Raw genomic sequence first — 19,525 nt, forward strand, 5'->3', positions numbered from 1 at the left:
CCCGTCACTTTGCCTGCTGTGCGCGATCGCGAGCCTGCGCTTCTAAGATTTCGCGAACTGCTTCAACGATACCTTCTTCCTTGACCGTAACCTGCGCCGGGCGGCTTTCGCGCCAGGTCGCATTGTCCTCGATCTCGGCAGAGATACGCTTGCCTTCGATCAGATCCTTGATCTGAACTTCGCCCGCGTCACGCTCCTGCGAACCCTGAATGATCACGCATGGCGCATCACGACGATCCGCATATTTCATCTGTGCTTTCATGCCGGAACCACCGACATACATTTCGGCGCGGATGCCGGACTGGCGCAAATCGGAAACCATCTTTTGATAGCGACCAAGGCTTGCAGCGTCCTTGTCCATGACCAGAACGACAACCGGGCCAACCACATCAGAAACATCGAGCTTGCCGAGATTCTTCAATGCCGTCATCAGGCGCGAAACGCCAATCGAGAAACCCGTTGCCGGAACTGGCTCGCCACGGAAGCGCGAAACCAGACCATCATAACGGCCACCGCCGCCAACCGAACCGAACACGACCTTCTGGCCATCTTCATTGGTCACATCGAACAGAAGCTCGGCTTCAAAGACAGGGCCGGTGTAATATTCAAGACCGCGAACCACGGACGGATCGATCTTCACGCGACCTTCGTAACCGCCAGCGTCGAACAATGCTTCCATATCGGCAAGCTCTTTAACGCCTTCTTCGCCCTTGGCGTTACCAGCAACAACGGCCTGCAAATTGGCAATCGTTTCGGCACCATTGACACCGCCCGCAGAGGTGAAAGCCAGAACTTTTTCCACGGCTGCATCATCAAGCAATGCACCCTTGGTGAAATCGCCACTTTCATCAAGGCGACCCTTGCCGAGCAGAAGACGAACACCTTCTACACCAAACTTGTCGAGCTTATCGATGGCGCGCAGAACATTGAGGCGTTTGCCAGCATTCTCATCGCCTTCAAGGCCAATCGCTTCGAGTACACCGTCGAGAACCTTACGATTGTTGACGCGGATCACGTAATCGCCGCGCTGAATGCCAAGACGCTCAACCGTATCCGCCATCATCATGCACATTTCGGCATCAGCCGAGACATTCGGCGCGCCGACTGTGTCGGCATCGAACTGCATGAACTGGCGGAAACGACCCGGACCCGGCTTCTCGTTACGGAAAACCCAACCATTGCGATAGCTGCGATATGGCTTGGGCAGGCTTTCATAATTCTCAGCCACAAAGCGTGCGAGTGGTGCGGTCAGATCATAGCGCAGCGACAACCACTGCTCGTCATCGTCCTGAAACGAGAACACGCCTTCATTCGGGCGGTCCTGATCCGGCAGGAACTTTCCAAGCGCATCGGTATATTCGATGAGCGGCGTTTCCACTGGCTCAAATCCATAAAGGTCGTAGACTTCCCGGATGGTCGCTGTCATCTTTTCTGTGGCGCGCAGATCATCCGGCACCCGATCGACAAACCCGCGTGGCAACCGCGCTTTCATCTTGTCCGCTTTATCGGCCATTTTTTCCGCCTGATCGTTGATTTTGTTCATGTTGCGCCGGACAAACCCGGCAAATCCGTTGCCGGTTTCCTAACGCATCAAGACGAGTGCGGCAAGGGTAGTCTACACAATCAGCGTGTAGCGATAGCAACCGCCGCACCGGCCATCATTCCGGCACTGGTACGATTGGCGATCTGCATAGCGCGTGGACTGCGAAGCAGGCGCCGTGCCTGTGTTGCAAGCACCACCCAGGCGCTGTCAACAAGCGCCAGCACCACAAACATAACAAGCAGCAATTCCATCCAGCCAACAACTGAAACATGGGTGATGTCGATGATGGTTGGCAGGATCGCGACGTAGAATACCATGATCTTGGGATTACCGAGCGTAACCGCCAAAGCGCTGAAGAAGAGCTTCTTTGCCTCTCCATGGCGCGGGATAGCATCCTCATCCACGCTCTCAGCAACGGGAGCAAACCACATTTTCCACGAAAGATAGATCAGATAAGCGACGCCAAGATATTTCAACACAAGGAAAACAGTGTGGAAGCTGTGGGCGAGTGCAGACAGACCCCACACGGCAAGCGAAAGCCAGATCGCGTCACCCAACCAAAGCCCGAACATGAATGGAAACACGCCCTTATGACCACGGCTAAGAACACGGGCGACCAGCGCACCAATGTTCGGTCCCGGCGTACCAGCCGCCACAACCAGAATACCGGCAAAAGCCACAAGCGATGTCATATCCATTTTCACACTCCTGAAAATGAGATGTGCCAGAAAACGGATTTTGCTGCAATCGCCCTTATACCAAGGCGCTAAGATACTGACGCATCGCACATTGGCATTACTTGGGTCGAGTCAGTGCTTGCCGAAGCTTTTCGATGTTCGGACGGCAGTGGCAGCCTTCAATGTGGTCGTTGACCAGTCCCATGGCCTGCATGAAAGCGTAAACGGTGGTCGGCCCCACGAAAGACCAGCCGCGTTTTTTAAGATCTTTAGAAATCCGGGTTGAGGTAGTCGTTGTGGGATTGGCAGACAAGGTCGGATAATCCACCACTTGCGGGCGATCCTCTGCACCCGGCTCAAAGGACCAGAAATAAGCAGCGAGCGAACCTTTTTCTTTGACCAGCTCGATTGCGCGCTTGGCGTTGTTGATTGTGGACACGATCTTTCCGCGATGCCGCACAATACCTTTGTCAGCCAATAGCCGCTCGATATCCTTATCGTCGTATAGAGCTACGCGGTGGAAATCGAACCCGTCAAAAGCTGCGCGAAAATTCTCACGTTTGCGCAGGATCGTCAGCCACGACAGCCCTGACTGAAAGCCTTCAAGGCAGATTTTCTCAAACAGACGGTGATCATTCGTTACCGGAACGCCCCACTCATTATCGTGATAGGCTATGTAATCAGGCAACTCACCGGGCCAGAAACAGCGCATTTTGCCGTCCGCATTGACGATCAAACCGGTCTTTTCCTGCACCGTATCGCTCATTTCTGTCCTCCGAAGTTTCATTCATTTTTAATCATGTCGCGCAACTTGCCGCTAACCACAACTTTAATTTGAAGCAAGTCAAAGCCCGACACGCGGCAAAATTTACCTTTATGATTCCATTGCCCGGCACAATGGACCCATGAATTTCGGAGCCGTTCTCCTGACAGGAGATGTCAGGAGTGCGACGGACAACCGCGTAATTGCAGATGCCGGGCAGATGCATAACGCAAAACAGTCGGATTTGGCTTATGAAACCACGTCATCTGCTTTTGATCGGATCACTTGCGGCAATCGCCGTCTCCATTGTGACCACCAGCATGGCTTTTGCCAATGATCGTTACGCGACCCAACCACCGGTTCGCGTTGACAATGAAACATCGCAGCGCTGGATCGCGCAGCTCGGTGGACCCGCAGTCCGTGTCCTGCCGCAGCTCGATGCAGCACAGCCGCAAAAGCGCACAGCCGTCCGTCAGAAGCAGCCACAAAAGCCGCGCTATCAGAATGTAAGTCAGCAGCGCCCGGCCGCCAATCCGGCAAAGATTGTGCGTAAGAAGCAGCAGCTTGACCCGGCTTTCCTGCCACAGACAGTTTCTTATTCAGGCAGTGAAAAACCCGGCACTCTGGTGATCGATACCAGCAAGCGCTTTCTCTATCTCGTTGAAGGGGATGGACAGGCGCGCCGTTACGGCATCGGTGTTGGCAAGGAAGGGTTTGGCTGGAAAGGCACGCAGCGCATAAGCCGCAAAGCCGAATGGCCAACCTGGACACCACCAAAGGAAATGATCGCCCGCGAGCGAAAGAAGGGACGCATTCTGCCTGCTCAGATGAAAGGCGGCATCAACAATCCGCTTGGTGCACGAGCACTTTATCTCGGTTCGACGCTTTACCGTATCCATGGCACCAATCAGCCGTGGACCATTGGCAAAGCCATGTCTTCAGGTTGTTTCCGTATGCGTAACGAAGATGTGACCGATCTTTACGGACGTGTCCCTGTTGGTACACAGGTGGTGGTCCGCTAAGCCTTTTCTTTACAAACAAAGCTATCAGGCCGCTGTTATCACCATAACGGCGGCCTTTTTTGTCATCAAATTGAAACCTTTGGCTTTTCTCGGAGAAAGCGCGCTGATCGCTGACAAACATGTCGGAAATGTCTTTCACTTTTTGTGCGAACACCCATATGCTGGCAAGGGTATTTCAAACAGTATGTATGCAAGAGGGAAGGACAGATCATGACCGTACCGGCGGTAAAACTGAACGACGGCAATCACATTCCACAGCTCGGTTACGGTGTCTGGCAGGTTGGCAACGATGAAGCCGTTGCGGCTGTCAGTGAAGCGTTGAAAGTTGGCTATCGCCACATCGACACTGCTGCCATCTATGGCAATGAAGAAGGCACCGGCAAAGCGATCAACGATTCAGGCATTGCTCGCAGCGAAATTTATCTGACAACCAAACTCTGGAACAGCAATCAGGGCTATGAATCGACCCTCAAAGCGTTCGACACCAGCCTGAAGAAGCTTGGAACCGACTATGTGGATCTTTATCTGATCCATTGGCCCATGCCTTCCAAGGATCTGTTCATGGAAACGTGGCGCGCCTTCATCAAGCTGAAAGAAGAGGGCCGCGCCAAATCCATAGGTGTGTCGAACTTTCGCACTGCCGATCTCGAGCGCATTCTGAAGGAAAGTGACGTTATTCCAGTTCTGAACCAGATTGAGCTGCATCCGCAGTTCCAGCAGGACGAGCTGCGTCTGTTCCACAGCAAACACGATATTGCGACGGAAGCTTGGAGCCCACTTGGTCAGGGCACCATTCTGGAAAATCCTACGCTGAAGGCAATCGCCGACAAGCACGGCAAATCTGTCGCTCAGATCATCCTGCGCTGGCACATTGAGACCGGCAATATCGTCATCCCGAAATCGGTTACGCCTGCACGTATCAAGGAAAATTTCGATATTTTCGATTTCCGTCTCAACGGCACCGATCACGATGCAATTACCAAGCTCGACAAGGCTGATGGTCGTATCGGACCAAACCCGAACACGTTTTCGGCAGTATAATGCGTAAGAACTAATAGTGAGACGCGGCTCCAACAACTAAGTCTTGATCGTTGGAGCCGCTCTCGTCAGACTTTTTTTATCGCAAAAGTTTTAAGCTGCCGGTCAGTGAGCGCACCCATTTGGCCGGGCCAGCAATGCCCACTCCATCGATCGTTTCCGATGAAAGCTCCTTATCCGGGAATGTCTTTTCATATTCGGCATAGACATGCAGTGCGCGGGCAAATGCCGGGAATGCAACAACGGCCTGTCGTTCTTCAAAGCTCGCCGCCTTCAACACAATAGACCGGATAGTCTCCGCATCGGCTTGCAGGATCGGTACTGGCCGATCAGAACTGATATCGATTGCAATGCCAGATTTGTCGATCAGCTGTCTTGCCGCGATGTATGGCAGTTTTGCGCCCAGCCCGATGGAAATAGCCCCAACCGTATTAGCAAGCAATCCCAGGGGCATCTCCGGATTGACGATAATTGCGAGGCGTAAATCTTCTTGCATGGTGGCTCCGGCGGAATTGATCTTTCGACCAGAAATACACCGGACAAGAAGGCAGTTCTTATCTTTATTCCCCCACCTTGTTTGAAGTTTGGTAGTATCTACCTTGATTTGAAGCATTTCAGGTAGATTTTAATGACTCAACTTGAACCATCCGACATCAAGATTCTCGAAGCTTTGCAAGAGGACGGTCGACTGACCAATCAGGCGCTGGCTGAAAAGATCAACATGTCCACGTCGCCAAGCTGGCGTAAAGTGCGCAAGCTTGAAGAAGACGGCATCATACAAGGCTATCGCGCCACATTGGACCGGAAAGCCATTGGCCTTGGCGTCATGGCTTTTGTTCGGATCAAGATCGACAGCCACAGTGAAGCAGAGGCTGAACAATTTGCCGCCGAACTCATGGGCCTTGATGAAGTCATAACCTGTTACAGCATCGCAGGCGATGCAGACTTCCTGCTGCAAGTCGTATCGCGTGACCTCGACACCTATGCAGATTTCGCTATGTCGACCTTACGTCGCCTGCCTCGCATCAAAGAGATGCAAACCACCTTCGTTCTGAAAGAGACGAAAGGGTTCAAGGGATTCCCATTGCATTATGCCCGATCAATGAAAATTAGCACCTGAAAGGCTCGCAGGTTTTGGTCCGCCATATGCCCAATCGAGCAATTCGATTGTATGCACGATGGGCAACTGGCTGCCGGTTGCGATTTGCGTCATACAGCCAATGTTACCGGTTGCGATCAAATCAGCCCCAGTGGCCTCAATGTTCCTGACCTTGCGGTCACGAAGCTTGGTTGCGATTTCAGGCTGCATGATATTGTAGGTGCCAGCCGAGCCGCAGCAAAGATGACCTTCCAGAGGTTCCCGCACGGTAAAACCTGCCTTAGCAAGCAAATCCTTCGGCTGACGAACAATCTTTTGGCCATGCTGCATGGAGCATGCCGAGTGATAAGCAACAGTCAGGCTGGCAGGCTGTGGCGGCTCGGGTAGCTCAATTGAGGTCAGATATTCGGTCACGTCCTTGGCCAGCGCGGAGACCTTTGCTGCTTTGTCCTTATATGCAGGATCGAGCCGCAGCATATAGCCGTAGTCTTTGATCGTCGTACCGCAACCTGATGTTGTCACTATAATAGCATCCAGGCCACCGGCTTCGATTTCACGGGTCCAGACATCGACATTGTGCCGTGCTTGCTCAAGCGCCTGCTCCTCACGGCCCATATGATGCACCAGCGAACCACAGCAGCCTTCGCCCTTGGGTGTTATCACTTCGATCCCGATCCGGTTAAGCAAGCGCAGTGTGGCCGCGTTGATGCCGGGATTGAGTACCGGCTGCGCGCAGCCATTGAGGATTGCAACCCGTCCGCGCTTATCACCTTTGGCCGGGCTGATAGCATCGACCGGTTGATGAGCGGGCAAATGTTGCGGTGCGAGATCGAGCATTGCGGCAACGGGCCTCAATGTATCGCTCTTGCGAAACAGAGAAGCAAACGGACGGCCAAATTTTGCCAGCTGCAGCGCCAGCCGGAATCGACCCGGATATGGCAGAACCTGCGCCAGAACCCCACGCAGAAAGCGGTTCATAAACGGGCGCTTGTAGGTCTTCTCGATATGCGACCGCGCATGATCGATCAGATGCATATAATTGACACCGGACGGACAGGTCGTCATGCATGACAAGCACGAGAGACAGCGGTCAACATGCCGCACGACCTCTTCGTCCGCCGGGCGGTTATTCTCCAGCATGTCCTTAATAAGATAGATGCGACCGCGCGGACTATCCAGCTCATTGCCAAGCGTCACATAAGTCGGACATGTCGCCGTGCAGAAGCCGCAATGCACGCATTTGCGAAGAATTTTTTCGGCCTCATTAACGCCGGGATCAAGCAGTTGTTCAGGACTGAATTGGGTCTGCATGGCGTCACACTCCTGCTTGCTCAGGATAAATACGACCCGGATTGAGAATGTTTTCCGGATCAAATTGCAGCTTCAGGCGTCGCGACAAAGCGGCCAGAGCTGCCGATTGCGGTTCAAACACATCCGTGTTTGCGCGCACATGTTCCGAAGCCCGCACCAGCGTGGCATGGCCTCCGCCATATTTGGCAATAAGAGCGCGCAGCACGTGAGCCTCTGGCTCAGCTTCCATGCGCAGCCAGATCAATCCGCCCTGCCAGTCATAATAAGCATCGGCACCAGCATGGCGCCGGAACTCATCCACCATTCTCCAGCCCTGCATAGGAGCCATAGAAACACGCCAGACCGCACGCTGGTCGCCCTTTTTCACAAAAGGCAGCACATCGCGCACCTCACGCCAAAGCTGACGCGACTGTGTTTCATCAAGAAGATCAATTACCCCAACAGAGCCAAGCAATGCCTGTAATTGCGCGCTGCGATGGCGGACCGAAGGCGCAAAGCCCTCTATCCGCAGAATGGTCGCGGCTTCTCCGCCCAATTTACCATCCAGAAAGCGCCATGCCACGCTTGGCGGCAGATGGGCACTTGAAGCAACCTCTTCACGCGACCCCATAGCCATGGCCATGATGCGGCTTGCAGCTTCGTCATCAAGCCCGCGCACCGCAAGCGTTGCTACCGTTTCAGGTGCAGGCAAAACCTTGAAGGTCACTTCAGTGGCGACACCCAGCGTCCCCCATGAATTGGCCATGCCTTTTGAAAGATCGTAGCCGGTAACGTTTTTGACCACGCGTCCGCCGGATTTGAACAGCTCGCCACGCCCCGAAACCACACGCACACCCAATATATGGTCGCGTGCGGCACCCGCTTTGAGGCGACGTGGACCAGACAGATTGGCAGCAAGCGCGCCCGCAATCGTACCGCTTCCCACCTCGCCGGAAAGAAGCGGACCGTAATCCATCGGCTCGAAATGAAAGCATTGCTTGTTGTCGGCCAGCAGTTTCTCGATTTCGGAAAGAGGCGTTCCAGCCTTTGCTGAAAGCACCAGCTCGTCAGGCTCGTAAAGTGTTACGCCGGACAGGCTCGACACATCAAGCACAGCGCCTGTTTCCATCGGGCGGCCGATACCGCGTTTGCTACCCCGACCAATGACTTCCAGTGGCGTCGAGTTCGACAAAGCCCATTGCACTGCTTCCAGCACGCCCGCCTCATCCTGTGGCTTTATTATGTTTGTGTCAGTCATCATCAAAACCGCCAATTAAAATCGGGGAATATCCGGAAACGCCAATTCGCCACGATGCACATGCATGCGGCCAAGTTCGGCGCAACGACGCAATTGTGGGAATACCTTGCCCGGATTGAGCAGATGCTTGGCATCAAAAGCACATTTGACGCGCATCTGCTGATCGAGGTCAATCTCGTTGAACATGACAGGCATCAGATCGCGCTTTTCGATGCCGACGCCATGCTCACCGGTCAACACACCGCCAACTTTGACACAAAGCCGCAAAATGTCGGCACCAAAATCTTCGGCCGCTTCCAGTTCACCCGGAATATTCGCATCGTAAAGGATGAGCGGATGGAGATTGCCATCGCCTGCGTGAAAAACATTGGCGACACGAAGTCCGTATTTTTCCGAAAGATCGCGCATACCGGAAAGCACACGCGGCAATTCCTTGCGCGGTATCGTGCCGTCCATGCAGAGATAGTCAGGCGAGATACGACCTACCGCCGGGAATGCCGCTTTTCTCCCTGCCCAGAAAGCCAGGCGCTGCTCTTCCGATTGCGAAAGTATGCAGGTTGTCGAGCCGTTTTTCAGAGCGATTGCTTCCACCTGACCAATCAGATGATCGACTTCTACCGGAGGACCATCGAGCTCGACGATCAGCAGTGCTTCAACATCCAGCGGATACCCCACCCGGACAAAATCTTCTGCCGCCTGAATCGCCGGACGATCCATCATTTCCATGCCACCGGGAATGATCCCGCAACCGATGATGTCGGCCACACACTGACCTGCCTGCTCACTTGATGGGAACCCGACCATCACCGCACGCGCTGTTTCCGGCTTCTGCAGAATGCGCACGGTAATTTCCGTGACAACCCCGAGAAGGCCTTCAGAGCCTGTCATGAGGCCGAGCAGATCATAGCCTTCGCTATCGAGATGTTTGCCACCAAGGCGCAGCACTTCACCAGTGATCAGCACCATTTCGATACCGAGCACGTTGTTGGCGGTCAGACCATATTTCAGGCAATGCACGCCGCCCGCATTTTCCGCGACATTGCCACCGATGGAGCATGCGATCTGCGACGACGGATCAGGCGCATAATAGAAGCCTTCGTGTTCAACAGCCTTTGTAATGCCAAGATTGGTCACGCCCGGCTGCACAACTGCAACGCGGTTTGGATAATCGATTTCGAGAATACGATTGAAGCGGGACATGCCCAGTAGCACGGCATCGACCAAAGGCATGGAACCGCCGGAAAGCGAGGTGCCCGCACCGCGTGGCACGACGCGAATTTCATTCTCATGGCAATAGCGCAATATCTGTGAAACTTGTTCAACCGTTTCCGGCAGCACCACAACAAGTGGCAGCGCACGATGCGCGGTCAATCCGTCGGTTTCGAACACCCGCATGGCATTGGCCGTATCAACAACACCCTCACCCGGTACAATTGCTCTAAGGTCGGCAACGATCGTCTCGCGCCGCTCGAGGACCGAAGCATTTGGCTCCGGCATAATCAGTCCGCTCATGTGATCCTCCGCCTCCCCAGAGTACATTCGGCATCGCTTGGATCAAGTGGTAATATTATTTTACCAATTGTCCTATAGCGAAACAGTTATGACGCTGCGGCATAATCGCCTTGCGATCCTTCGCCCGCCTCGGCTACATCAACCATGTGCATATATCTGCCGGGGAGGATTTAAAACTATCATGATGAGCAGTCTGGCCGATATGGAGATCTTCGCACGTGTTGTCGCAACGGGCAGCATGTCAGCGGCAGCGCGTGACCTGGGGCTGTCACCGGCGGTTGTTTCCAAAAGGCTGGGACGACTTGAAGAACGTCTCGGCACGCGTCTGTTGCAGCGAACGACGCGTCAGATTGCCCTGACTGAAGCTGGCCAGGGCTATCATGAGCGTGTATTGGCAATTCTGAGCAATATTGAAGAGGCAGAGGCCTTCGTTGCCCGCAGATCGGCAAATGCGCGCGGCACACTGAAAATATCGGCCCCCACGACCTTCGGCCGTATGCATATCGCGCCTTATCTGGTGCCTTTCATGCGCACCAATTCAGACCTCACCGTCAATATGCAGCTTTCCGACGAGATGGTGGATATTGTCGGCGATGGCTATGATCTTGCAATCCGCATCGGCGAATTGTCAGATTCAACGCTTGTCGCGCGACGTCTCGCACCGGTACGCCGCGTTCTGGTTGCCTCACCACATTATATCGCCGAGCGGGGCACGCCGGAAACCATCGAGGATCTGCAGGCGCATATTTGTCTTGCTCCGCACAATAATGATCCGTGGCGGCTGGAAGGACCGAAAGGGCCGATCATCATTCGTCCGCAAGGACCGCTGCAGACCAATTCGAGCGAGATGGTACGCGAAGCGGTTCTGGCCGGGCTTGGCATCGCGCAGCGCTCGACATGGGATGTCGGACCGGAACTGGCCGCAGGCAAACTCGTGCAGGTGCTGCCTGACTATTCTGCTTCCCGCAATGTCGCGATCCACGCCGTCTATCCGTCAAAGCAATTCCTGCCCGCTAAAGTGCGGTTGTTCATAGACTATCTGGCTGATCTTTACGGGCCGGTTCCTTATTGGGAGAGCGGCAGCTCTCCACAAGACATACCGGTAAAATAGACGACACCAATGTGATTGCGTATGAAAGCACGTCGCTTTATTTGAAAGCGCGCACTGCAGCCGGCTAAGCAATTGATTAGCAGTACCGTTGCAGCCCCGAAATTCAGCGAATCGAATGGTCTTCCTTCCTGCCATATCGATCTTTGAGGAATGATAATGAACACACCTACCCGCCTTATTCTCGCAATCGTCGTTGCCGCTATCGTCGGTTTCGGCTTCATGTTCTATGACAAGTCGCGTGGCGCAGAATGGGTTGTCTCCCCGCAGCAGATCGAACAGGCGAAAGCCGAAGGAAAGACAGGCTTTGAAAGCCGTCCGGGTACGGTTACCGTGCTTCCTATTCGCAGCGAAACAGCCGATGTTCTTCCCTTCAAGTGGGCGATGTATGGCCTTGTTGCAGGCCTCGTCGCATTCTTTTCAGGCCGCAAGCGTAAGAAGGCCTGAAACAAAACTCCAATCCTCTCAAACCCCGGAAGCATGTCTTCCGGGGTTTGTTAGAGCGGCTCCAGTTAGGACTGAATTGTCGGAACCGCTCTAACGATTTGTTTTGACGCATTATCCAGCGCAAAACCGCTTCGCACTTTTGCTGGAAATGCTTTACTTACAAACTCCCCGTTGCTCAGCTGACGCCTTAAGGCTACCTTGCCGCCGATATGAAGAGGGCTTCAAACGGCATGGCCGAGACAATTTTTTCACGTATCCAGGCGAGCCGCACAGCGGATGATGTCGTCCACCAGATTGAGGGCCTGATTCTCGAAGGCGTCTTACGCGGTGGAGACCGCCTTCCGGGTGAAAGGGAACTGGCGCGCCAGTTCGATATTTCTCGCCCTATTTTGCGTGATGCCCTGAAGCGGCTTGAAAATGCTGGCCTCCTCACATCGCGTCATGGCGGTGGTACATTCGTCGCTGATGTCATCGGACAGGTTTTCAGTGGACCGGTGGTGAAGCTTTTCGCGGACCACCGCAAAGCCAAAGCCGACTATCTGGAGTACCGCCGCGAGATAGAGAGCATTGCCGCCGAATTTGCTGCACTACGGGCAACGCCCGCGGACAAGGCTCTCTTGAAGGAAATCATCGTCGCAATGGAAGCGGCACACGGCGCCGGTGATTTCGATACGGAAGCGCGGCTTGATGTCGATTTTCACAATGCGATCGGTGAAGCCGCCCACAATATCGTGCTGCTGCACACGTTACGCTCCTGCTATCAACTGCTCAAAGATGGGGTTTTTTACAACCGCAGTCTTATTTACAATTATCCGGGTGTCGCCGACATGTTCCTGTCTCAGCATCGCGCCATCTACGATGCCGTTATCGCAGGTAACCCGCAGGCGGCCCGCGAAGCGGTTCAGAAACATATCCGCTTTGTCGAGCAAGCAACGAACGACAGGGAGCTGAACGATGAACGCGAGCGGGTATCGCGCTTGCGGTATCGTCAGCGTGCAGGAAAAGACGCAAAAGAAAGCAGTGACACATGAACAGCGTGGTGTTGAAGGACGCTAAAGGACCTGCAGGCATTCGGCTTTACGCCATCGGCGACATTCACGGACGCCTTGATCTTTTGCAGGATATGCATGGCCTTATCCGCGCCGATCTTGACCGCAATCCTGCACATGACTGGCGTATCGTTCATCTCGGTGATTATATCGACCGGGGGCCGGATTCCAAAGGCGTGCTTGATTTTCTGATCAATGCTTCAGTGCACGATCCGCGTATCATCTCTTTGATCGGAAACCATGACGATGGTTTCCTGCACTATCTTGCTACGGGAGATACGAATGGAATTTTTGCCCATCATGGTGGCAGCGACACCGCACGTTCTTATGGGGTTGAAGTCGATTTCAGCGATCCGGAATCAGCAACGCCAGGATATCGACAACTCGTAAACATCGTACCACAAGCGCATGTCGACTATATCCGCTCCATGCCGCATTCAATGAGTTTCGGTGATTTCTTTTTCTGCCATGCGGGCGTTAACCCGACAGTGCCGCTCGATGCTCAGGACCCCGACGAACTGATGTGGATCAGAACGCTGTTTCTGAAATGGACCGATCCATTGGAAAAGGTCATTGTCCACGGTCATACGCCCCAGAGTGCAATCGATGTCCAACCCAACCGGGTTAATCTTGATACTTCTGCCTGGAAGAACGGAAAGCTGTCAGCCATGGTAATCGATGGCTCTGAAAAGCGCTTTCTGGAAGCGAACGGCCCAGCCGCCACTACATAATTCCTTAAACTTAGATCAGTTTAAGATAAAATTACGCGGAAAATTCAAGGTAGCAAGGCGGCCTTAGTACACCCGATTAGGCGCATTAAGGCCGCTTTGGTCAAAAAATTAACGTGCGCTGGAAACGCCGTAACCGTCAGTCGAGGTCATGCTGCTACCAGCATCGACTGTGAAAATACCAACTGCCATGAACACGATCGCAGAAATCATCAGGACGGTGAGGAGTGTGGCATGCTTAGCAGTCATGATCGAAAACTCTTTCGAGAGGCACCGGAGGAGGGTTACCGGGAGGATCGGGGAACCGAGCTTTCATAATGAGCAAGGCTTGCACCCTGCTCTATCATTTGCCACCCGGAAGTTGGCCTCAGTTACACCTGAAAAAAGTTACCCGCAACTGAACGCAGGGGCTACAATTGCCGCTTTCAAAGGGAAAAACTCAAATGGTTTTCCCCTGTGGCAAAGGCGCAACGCCTTATGGGTGCTGAGTGTTGTTTACCGGCAACTTTCGGCACATCTGCACTAGATCAGATTGGTCCACGCGCGAGCGAGAGCAGCGCCAGCCTTGTCTGCAGCAGCCCCCGAACGTTGTAAATGCGCAGGGAATTCAGCCGGCCATTCAGGATCAAACTCGGCGATCACGTCGCTAAGTGTTTCATTCCAGTCGACAACAAGTGCAGTGTCCGCTTCAAAGTGAAACTGAGTGCCATAGACAGCACGGCCAATCCGATAAGCCTGATGAGCAGTCATGTCGCTGGATGCCATATGAACGGCACCTTCTGGCAATGAAAATGTATCGCGATGCCAATGGAAAATCGGAAAAGCAGATCCCGCAGCGGCAAGCACCGGATCGCTTTGCCCCCTCTCGGTCAACCGCACTTCACGCCAGCCAAACTCCATTGGCCGATCAAGAATATTCTCGGCTCCATATGCGCGTGCAACGAGCTGGCTGCCGAGGCAAATACCGAGCACAGCCTTGTCCTTATCGCCGAAAGTGCGAATAAGATTGAGGAGATCAGGGAAATACGGAAATTCAGCATCGGCAAGCGCATTCTGTTCCCCACCAAGTACGATGAGCGCCTGATAAGCACTATCGTCCTGCGGAAGAGCGTCACCCCGATAGGCATGGAATAGATCAATCGACCGCCCTGCCTCAATCAGTATGGGCTCGATTTGTCCGAGGCCTGAACCCGGGTAGTTCTGGATGACCAATACGCTCATAGTCCAAGCTCCAAAGCCGCTTCTTTGCGCAGATTGCTAGCATGAAAAAAGCCCGGACAACAGCCGGGCTTTACTGCTTGATTTGGTTGTTTTAGTTGACGACCGAAACGCTGACTGTGCGGCCGGCCACCAGATGAACACCCTGTGGCACTTCCTCCAGTTTCACTCTGACCGGTACGCGCTGTGCGAGGCGAACCCAGTTGAATGTCGGGGAAACATTGGCAAGCAAATTGGTTGAATCCGTGCGCTCGCGATCTTCAATACCGCCAGCAATGCCTTCAACTTTGCCTTTCAGTTGCACTTTGCTGCCCATCACATCAACCAGAACCGGATCGCCGATCTGGATACGTTCCAGTTTGTTTTCTTCGAAATAGCCGGAAACATAAAAAGAATCCGTATCGACCAGCGCTGTGACAGCAGAGCCCGTCGTCACATAATCACCGGGTTGAAGTGAAAAATTGGTGATCACACCATTGACCGGAGCCTTGACCGAAGACCGTTCCAGATTAAGCGATGCCAGATCACGGTCGAGTTCTGCCTGACGATAGGTGGCCTCCGCCTGCTGGGTTGTCGTTTCAATCTGTTCCATTTTTTGCTGGGTCACAGTCGTATCGTTGAGCTTGCGATAACGGGTCTGATCTCGATTGGCCATATCCAGTGCGGCCTTGCTGCTGGCAAGTTTCGCTTCGGCCAACTGCAGCGCCAGTTTATAGCGCGCCTGATCAATGCGGAAAATCACCTCGCCCTGCTCAACCGTTTGATTGTCATGAACCAGCACGTCGCTCACCAGACCGGAAACATCCGGCGCGATACGCACGACATCTGCGCGGATCTTGCCGTCGCGTGTCCACGGCGCATTCATATAATAGTCCCAAAGATGCCAGCCAAGCAGCCCTGCCATTGTGACCATGACAAGGGTGAGGAAGACCCGGCCGGAATGTGCAAAGAGCTTTTTCATAGCGGTATTCCATTCAAGAGTACGGCACTTACGCCGAGAATGCAGAAGTACATGGCAGCATCAAACAAAGGTCGGTGCCATACAAAACGATAGAAGCGGGCGCGCGCCAGCAGGCGCTGCAGCACAGAATTGGCGAAATAAGCGCCCAGCGCCAAAACAGCCAAAGTCGGCAGATAAATCCCATAGATGTCGAGTTCGGGTCTCATGACTATTCAAGTTCCATTCGTGCGAAATACCTGCTTTATGCGGCCTGTGGCAGCTCAAGTTGCGGCTGCGGCGGAAGGGCAAAGGGCGGCGCTTTCGGAAACAGGTTGAAGCGCAAACCAATCAGGGCAATACGAGGCCTCTTGGCCATGGCCGGTGAGCCATTCTCGATGATGACTGTGATTGCTTGATCGATGGCTGTCAGAAGCCGGGCATCAATGTCTTCCCGTGCTTGTAACTTGGCATCACGCGACAGTGCCCGATAATGCGCACCAACACCATCCAGCACAGCGTCCACCGCTTCACGGCAGGATGCAGGCAATTTTGAACGATACTGCTGCAGATCAATCGTGTTCATGCCGTTGCGCAAATCGCGCAGCAGATCAACCTTGGCAATATCGGCAGCCGGTATCAAAGCGAGGCGCGGCGTCATCATGCCGATACGATCGATCATCTTGAGCAACAAACGGTTCATGTGCTGACGACGATGGCGACCCGGCTGACGCTCGGTTGCAAGCACAATATCGTTCCAGCCCGCTCTGACAAGCCGACGCACACTCCATTCGGCGCCGACTGACCGCACGATGGACGTCACGCCAGCGGCAATGACAATACCCAGAACGGTAGCGAGGTTGGCATTGGCAAAGCTCACAAAGTCATGCGTAAGATGGCCTTGCAGCATCAGCATGTTTGGCAGGTTCACACAAAGCACCATGCCGAGCAGAAACTGCGATGGAATTGCGAGAAGTAAACCGGCAGGGATCAGAAACAAACCGAGCACGAGAACCAGTGGGAAAAAACCATCCACCAGCGGCAATAATGCAAATTCAAACACGAAGGCGGCGGCGATCACGATCAGCAGCAGCCAGTTGAACTTGCGCATCACCGGAACAGGATCGTCCATGCCCGCAAAAATACAGCAAAAAATCCCGGCCATCATGGCGGCAGCACTGCCCTGCGCCCAGCCAGTCGCTATCCAGAACGCCGTAGCAATACAGGTCGCCAGAAAAGCCGAAAAGCCGGAGAGGAAAGCCATGCCATAATCTCTGTGCTGCGGGCGCGCCTTCTGATGTGCGTCGTAACGGCGCCAGCGCAGCGAATGACGCGAGCCGGAAATTATGTCCTGACGCAGTGTAATGCAGTCACTCCAAATCTGGACCAGATCACGCACACGCGCTGCCACATTGAACGGCAGCAATTCAGCCCAGCTATCAGCATCCTTGCCATGCTTTTCGATTTCATCGAGATAACCAATGAGTATTGCCCGGCGCTGTTCCGTCAGGGTTTCACCACTTTCGAGCCAGTCGCAAGCTTCATCCAGAAGTTTCTGGACCGCAGGATGCCAGGGCTTTTCGCCCTTCCCGGGCTTGAGCGCCAACACATCATGCAAGCTGGAAACGATTGGCAGAACGGCAACCATACGCTGTTGCAACACTTGCAAAAGCGCACCGACATTGCGGATGGATGATGTATCATAAGCCACATGCGTCGTCAGATTACGCAGTTCCAGCGCATCAGCCGCAAGCCGCTGGCGATCACGCTTAAATTCGGGGCTGTCACCATCACCGCGCAGTGTCGCAACAGCGAGCTTGGAGCCGTCACGCAGCCAGTTATCAATACGCGCAACCAGAACGGGACCGCTATGGCGCGGAAATACCAGACGATTGACCACGGCCGCACAAATAATGCCGATGGCAATTTCTTCGACCCGGCCCACGGCATAATCGAAGGTCGTGGCGGGCGCAGAGACAACCGCAAAACTTGCAATCGCCACGGTATAACCTGCCAGCATGAAAAGGTAGCTGCGCGGCGTGCCGTCGAGCAAGCTGATAGCGAGACAAAGCCCCATCCACAGGCCGATTGCCAGCGTTAGAATTTCAGGCGAGTTGACCAGATGCGGCACGAAAAGAATCGTGACGGCACCGCCGATAATCGTGCCGATGAGACGATAGAAACCCTTGGACGTCGTAGCCCCTGACAGCGGATGCGCTACGATGTAAACCGCCGCCACCGACCAATAAGGATTGGGCAGGTCTGCCATCAAGGCAATCCACAGCGCGAGCATGGCGGCCACAAAGGTCTTCAGCGAGAAGACCACGTCCCAAAATCGCGGCATTGTTTCAGCAGGCTTAATCATCGGCTCTAAGAATGTTCATTAGAATGTTCTGTGTGCCTTCCGGTTAGGAAGGCTGGTTCTGGAATTTCTCGTTGAGCTTGCGCAAGACATCCATCGCAACATCAACCGCATCAGGATCAAGATCGCCCAGAAAAGCGGTACGCAGACGCGCCGCAGTCTTTTCCACCTTGGCCGCAAGGACCCGCCCCTCATCAGTCAGTTGAATGAGCTTGACCCGGCGATCCATGTCGTCAGGGATGCGGCGGATAAGGTCTTCCTTTTCCAAGTCATCCACAACGCGAACGATCGTTGCCCCTTCAATTCCAACTCTTTCGGCAAGCACGCCCTGAGGAATGCAATCGCCATGCCGTAAAAGCGTCATGAGCGGGATGGCCTTTGCATCCGATAGGCTGTGCTCGGCCATTGCCGCATCAAAGGCTTTGCGCCATCCACGGGCATTGGCTGACAGCAGCGGTGCAAATTCGACCCAAGCTTGTTTCATCACTTAAATTCCATTCAAATAGATAGCTTCATATCTATATGGATACAATCTAGTTCAGATCAACTACTTTATAAGCCCCATCAAATGTTTGTGTAGCCACGCATTCAATTTACCCCGAACAACCAAAAAGCTTGACCATTGGGCCAACCCTCTGCCATCGATGCGGTCATGCGCGCAAATTATAAAATGCAAAGACTTTATATCGAAGCCGGCCTTGGTGATGGACGGCTGGACGATGGCGTAAACGTGGAAGCGCCAACGCAGGCCGCTCACTATCTGACGCATGTGCTGCGATTGAAGGACGGTGACGAAATCCTTGCTTTCAATGGGCGGGATGGCGAATGGAAAATGCGGTTGCGGCCTGAAGGCAAGAAACGCCTGTTTCTTGAAGCAACCGAGCAAACACGTCCGCAGCCCGAACCTTGCGATCTGATCTATTGTTTTGCCCCGCTGAAACAGGGACGGCTTGATTATATGGTGCAGAAGGCCGTGGAAATGGGAGCAGGCGTTTTGCAGCCCGTTGTCACGCAGCATACGCAGGTGCCAAAGCTTGGGACGGATCGCATCAAGGCCAATGCCATCGAGGCTGCCGAGCAATGCGGTGTGCTGGCAATCCCCGAATGCCGCGATGCAATCCGCTTTGATCGTTTTCTGGAGCAGTGGGACCAGTCCCGCCGCCTCATCTTCTGCGATGAAGGCCATGAAGCGAATGACCCGCTGACTATTCTGAGCAGCTTACAGTCCGGCCCCTATGCGGTGCTGATCGGCCCGGAAGGCGGGTTTTCAGAGGCTGAACGACAGCAACTACACGGCCTCCCTTTTGTGACCGCCATTCCACTAGGCCCCCGAATTCTGCGTGCGGATACAGCAGCCGTTGCAGCACTTACGCTCGTACAGGCGGTGTTAGGCGACTGGAAAGCAACCGTATGAAGATGAGAAAATCCACACATCAATGAAATTGACTTGCGTGATTTGACAAATTTGTCCAAT

At 53.9% G+C, this 19,525-nt stretch carries 21 protein-coding genes; 8 read left to right on the forward strand and 13 right to left on the reverse strand.

The window, feature by feature from the left end; genetic code table 11:
* Positions 1–4 precede the first annotated feature (4 nt).
* The 3 genes from hisS to CEV33_RS21890 all read right to left on the reverse strand — a co-directional run bounded on the left by hisS (position 5) and on the right by CEV33_RS21890 (position 2,986).
* The gene (gene hisS, locus CEV33_RS21880; protein ID WP_094542601.1) at positions 5–1,513 is read right to left on the reverse strand and encodes a histidine--tRNA ligase; all 1,509 of its coding nucleotides are present in this window, start codon (positions 1,511–1,513) and stop codon (positions 5–7) included.
* A gap of 110 nt (positions 1,514–1,623) precedes the next feature.
* A complete protein-coding gene (locus tag CEV33_RS21885; protein ID WP_024897726.1) occupies positions 1,624–2,241 on the reverse strand; it encodes a LysE family translocator in 618 nt (205 codons plus the stop codon).
* 97 nt (positions 2,242–2,338) lie between these two features.
* Entirely contained in the window at positions 2,339–2,986 is a 648-nt protein-coding gene (locus CEV33_RS21890; RefSeq protein WP_094542476.1) for a DNA-3-methyladenine glycosylase I, read from the reverse strand.
* 248 nt (positions 2,987–3,234) lie between these two features.
* Between CEV33_RS21890 and CEV33_RS21895 the strand changes: the two genes are divergently transcribed.
* Positions 3,235–4,005 (forward strand): L,D-transpeptidase, encoded by a 771-nt coding sequence (locus tag CEV33_RS21895; RefSeq protein ID WP_094542477.1) that lies wholly within the window; start codon positions 3,235–3,237, stop codon positions 4,003–4,005.
* A 210-nt stretch (positions 4,006–4,215) separates the two neighbouring features.
* On the forward strand, positions 4,216–5,046 hold the full coding sequence (locus tag CEV33_RS21900) for an aldo/keto reductase (protein WP_094542478.1): 831 nt from the start codon (positions 4,216–4,218) through the stop codon (positions 5,044–5,046).
* Between the two features lie 76 nt (positions 5,047–5,122).
* Here CEV33_RS21900 and CEV33_RS21905 read toward each other — a convergent pair whose 3' ends face one another.
* Positions 5,123–5,539 (reverse strand): DUF2000 domain-containing protein, encoded by a 417-nt coding sequence (locus tag CEV33_RS21905; protein ID WP_094542479.1) that lies wholly within the window; start codon positions 5,537–5,539, stop codon positions 5,123–5,125.
* 132 nt (positions 5,540–5,671) lie between these two features.
* Here CEV33_RS21905 and CEV33_RS21910 point away from each other — a divergent pair, with 132 nt between their 5' ends.
* Positions 5,672–6,163: an Lrp/AsnC family transcriptional regulator gene (locus CEV33_RS21910; RefSeq protein ID WP_094542480.1), complete on the forward strand. Its 492-nt coding sequence runs from the start codon at positions 5,672–5,674 to the stop codon at positions 6,161–6,163.
* On the opposite strand, the gene glcF is transcribed toward CEV33_RS21910, so the two are convergent.
* The 3 genes from glcF to CEV33_RS21925 are packed head-to-tail and all read right to left on the reverse strand — an operon-like array spanning position 6,143 to position 10,202.
* Positions 6,143–7,453 carry a glycolate oxidase subunit GlcF gene (glcF, locus tag CEV33_RS21915; protein WP_094542481.1) on the reverse strand — a complete coding sequence of 437 codons (1,311 nt, stop codon included), beginning with the start codon at positions 7,451–7,453 and terminating at the stop codon, positions 6,143–6,145. The genes CEV33_RS21910 and glcF overlap by 21 nt on opposite strands.
* 4 nt (positions 7,454–7,457) lie before the next feature.
* On the reverse strand, positions 7,458–8,690 hold the full coding sequence (gene glcE / locus CEV33_RS21920; RefSeq protein ID WP_094542602.1) for a glycolate oxidase subunit GlcE: 1,233 nt from the start codon (positions 8,688–8,690) through the stop codon (positions 7,458–7,460).
* Positions 8,691–8,705: 15 nt separating this feature from the next.
* Positions 8,706–10,202, reverse strand: a complete 1,497-nt coding sequence (locus tag CEV33_RS21925; RefSeq protein ID WP_094542482.1) for an FAD-linked oxidase C-terminal domain-containing protein — start codon at positions 10,200–10,202, stop codon at positions 8,706–8,708.
* 181 nt (positions 10,203–10,383) lie between these two features.
* Here CEV33_RS21925 and CEV33_RS21930 point away from each other — a divergent pair, with 181 nt between their 5' ends.
* The 4 genes from CEV33_RS21930 (at position 10,384) to CEV33_RS21945 (ending at position 13,537) form a co-directional block, all read left to right on the forward strand.
* Complete coding sequence (locus CEV33_RS21930; RefSeq protein ID WP_094542483.1) at positions 10,384–11,313, forward strand: LysR family transcriptional regulator; 930 nt, start codon at positions 10,384–10,386, stop codon at positions 11,311–11,313.
* 156 nt (positions 11,314–11,469) lie between these two features.
* Positions 11,470–11,757 (forward strand): hypothetical protein, encoded by a 288-nt coding sequence (locus tag CEV33_RS21935; protein ID WP_094542484.1) that lies wholly within the window; start codon positions 11,470–11,472, stop codon positions 11,755–11,757.
* Positions 11,758–11,987: 230 nt separating this feature from the next.
* Positions 11,988–12,788, forward strand: a complete 801-nt coding sequence (locus tag CEV33_RS21940; protein ID WP_094542485.1) for an FCD domain-containing protein — start codon at positions 11,988–11,990, stop codon at positions 12,786–12,788.
* Positions 12,785–13,537 carry a metallophosphoesterase gene (locus tag CEV33_RS21945; protein WP_094542486.1) on the forward strand — a complete coding sequence of 251 codons (753 nt, stop codon included), beginning with the start codon at positions 12,785–12,787 and terminating at the stop codon, positions 13,535–13,537. Before CEV33_RS21940 ends, CEV33_RS21945 begins: the two co-directional genes overlap by 4 nt.
* A gap of 108 nt (positions 13,538–13,645) precedes the next feature.
* Here the strand turns inward: CEV33_RS21945 and CEV33_RS24090 are convergent, their stop codons facing one another.
* The 6 genes from CEV33_RS24090 to CEV33_RS21975 form a co-directional block, all read right to left on the reverse strand.
* Positions 13,646–13,783: a hypothetical protein gene (locus CEV33_RS24090; RefSeq protein ID WP_167388213.1), complete on the reverse strand. Its 138-nt coding sequence runs from the start codon at positions 13,781–13,783 to the stop codon at positions 13,646–13,648.
* 273 nt (positions 13,784–14,056) lie between these two features.
* Positions 14,057–14,755 carry a type 1 glutamine amidotransferase gene (locus tag CEV33_RS21955; protein ID WP_094542488.1) on the reverse strand — a complete coding sequence of 233 codons (699 nt, stop codon included), beginning with the start codon at positions 14,753–14,755 and terminating at the stop codon, positions 14,057–14,059.
* A gap of 91 nt (positions 14,756–14,846) precedes the next feature.
* Positions 14,847–15,713: an efflux RND transporter periplasmic adaptor subunit gene (locus CEV33_RS21960; RefSeq protein WP_094542489.1), complete on the reverse strand. Its 867-nt coding sequence runs from the start codon at positions 15,711–15,713 to the stop codon at positions 14,847–14,849.
* Positions 15,710–15,919, reverse strand: coding sequence for a DUF1656 domain-containing protein (locus CEV33_RS21965; protein WP_094542490.1), 210 nt, complete (start codon positions 15,917–15,919; stop codon positions 15,710–15,712). Before CEV33_RS21965 ends, CEV33_RS21960 begins: the two co-directional genes overlap by 4 nt.
* Positions 15,920–15,954: 35 nt before the next feature.
* Positions 15,955–18,054 carry an FUSC family protein gene (locus tag CEV33_RS21970; RefSeq protein ID WP_094542491.1) on the reverse strand — a complete coding sequence of 700 codons (2,100 nt, stop codon included), beginning with the start codon at positions 18,052–18,054 and terminating at the stop codon, positions 15,955–15,957.
* Positions 18,055–18,097: 43 nt separating this feature from the next.
* Positions 18,098–18,535 carry a MarR family winged helix-turn-helix transcriptional regulator gene (locus tag CEV33_RS21975; RefSeq protein ID WP_094542492.1) on the reverse strand — a complete coding sequence of 146 codons (438 nt, stop codon included), beginning with the start codon at positions 18,533–18,535 and terminating at the stop codon, positions 18,098–18,100.
* A gap of 168 nt (positions 18,536–18,703) precedes the next feature.
* Between CEV33_RS21975 and CEV33_RS21980 the strand changes: the two genes are divergently transcribed.
* Positions 18,704–19,465 carry a 16S rRNA (uracil(1498)-N(3))-methyltransferase gene (locus tag CEV33_RS21980; protein WP_094542493.1) on the forward strand — a complete coding sequence of 254 codons (762 nt, stop codon included), beginning with the start codon at positions 18,704–18,706 and terminating at the stop codon, positions 19,463–19,465.
* Positions 19,466–19,525: the final 60 nt, after the last annotated feature.

The sequence above is a fragment of the Brucella grignonensis genome (genome assembly GCF_002252505.1).
Taxonomy (GTDB): domain Bacteria; phylum Pseudomonadota; class Alphaproteobacteria; order Rhizobiales; family Rhizobiaceae; genus Brucella; species Brucella grignonensis.

Coding starts and splice junctions, on each gene's coding strand:
- CEV33_RS24090 (WP_167388213.1), bottom strand. CDS start 13,783: ATGACTGCTAAGCATGCCACACTCCTCACCGTCCTGATGATTTCTGCG.
- CEV33_RS21945 (WP_094542486.1), top strand. CDS start 12,785: ATGAACAGCGTGGTGTTGAAGGACGCTAAAGGACCTGCAGGCATTCGG.
- CEV33_RS21975 (WP_094542492.1), bottom strand. CDS start 18,535: ATGAAACAAGCTTGGGTCGAATTTGCACCGCTGCTGTCAGCCAATGCC.
- CEV33_RS21925 (WP_094542482.1), bottom strand. CDS start 10,202: ATGAGCGGACTGATTATGCCGGAGCCAAATGCTTCGGTCCTCGAGCGG.
- CEV33_RS21930 (WP_094542483.1), top strand. CDS start 10,384: ATGATGAGCAGTCTGGCCGATATGGAGATCTTCGCACGTGTTGTCGCA.
- CEV33_RS21970 (WP_094542491.1), bottom strand. CDS start 18,054: ATGATTAAGCCTGCTGAAACAATGCCGCGATTTTGGGACGTGGTCTTC.
- CEV33_RS21910 (WP_094542480.1), top strand. CDS start 5,672: ATGACTCAACTTGAACCATCCGACATCAAGATTCTCGAAGCTTTGCAA.
- CEV33_RS21885 (WP_024897726.1), bottom strand. CDS start 2,241: ATGGATATGACATCGCTTGTGGCTTTTGCCGGTATTCTGGTTGTGGCG.
- CEV33_RS21905 (WP_094542479.1), bottom strand. CDS start 5,539: ATGCAAGAAGATTTACGCCTCGCAATTATCGTCAATCCGGAGATGCCC.
- CEV33_RS21940 (WP_094542485.1), top strand. CDS start 11,988: ATGGCCGAGACAATTTTTTCACGTATCCAGGCGAGCCGCACAGCGGAT.
- CEV33_RS21895 (WP_094542477.1), top strand. CDS start 3,235: ATGAAACCACGTCATCTGCTTTTGATCGGATCACTTGCGGCAATCGCC.
- CEV33_RS21955 (WP_094542488.1), bottom strand. CDS start 14,755: ATGAGCGTATTGGTCATCCAGAACTACCCGGGTTCAGGCCTCGGACAA.
- glcF (WP_094542481.1), bottom strand. CDS start 7,453: ATGCAGACCCAATTCAGTCCTGAACAACTGCTTGATCCCGGCGTTAAT.
- CEV33_RS21965 (WP_094542490.1), bottom strand. CDS start 15,919: ATGAGACCCGAACTCGACATCTATGGGATTTATCTGCCGACTTTGGCT.
- CEV33_RS21900 (WP_094542478.1), top strand. CDS start 4,216: ATGACCGTACCGGCGGTAAAACTGAACGACGGCAATCACATTCCACAG.
- CEV33_RS21935 (WP_094542484.1), top strand. CDS start 11,470: ATGAACACACCTACCCGCCTTATTCTCGCAATCGTCGTTGCCGCTATC.
- CEV33_RS21890 (WP_094542476.1), bottom strand. CDS start 2,986: ATGAGCGATACGGTGCAGGAAAAGACCGGTTTGATCGTCAATGCGGAC.
- CEV33_RS21980 (WP_094542493.1), top strand. CDS start 18,704: ATGCGCGCAAATTATAAAATGCAAAGACTTTATATCGAAGCCGGCCTT.
- hisS (WP_094542601.1), bottom strand. CDS start 1,513: ATGGCCGATAAAGCGGACAAGATGAAAGCGCGGTTGCCACGCGGGTTT.
- glcE (WP_094542602.1), bottom strand. CDS start 8,690: ATGACTGACACAAACATAATAAAGCCACAGGATGAGGCGGGCGTGCTG.
- CEV33_RS21960 (WP_094542489.1), bottom strand. CDS start 15,713: ATGAAAAAGCTCTTTGCACATTCCGGCCGGGTCTTCCTCACCCTTGTC.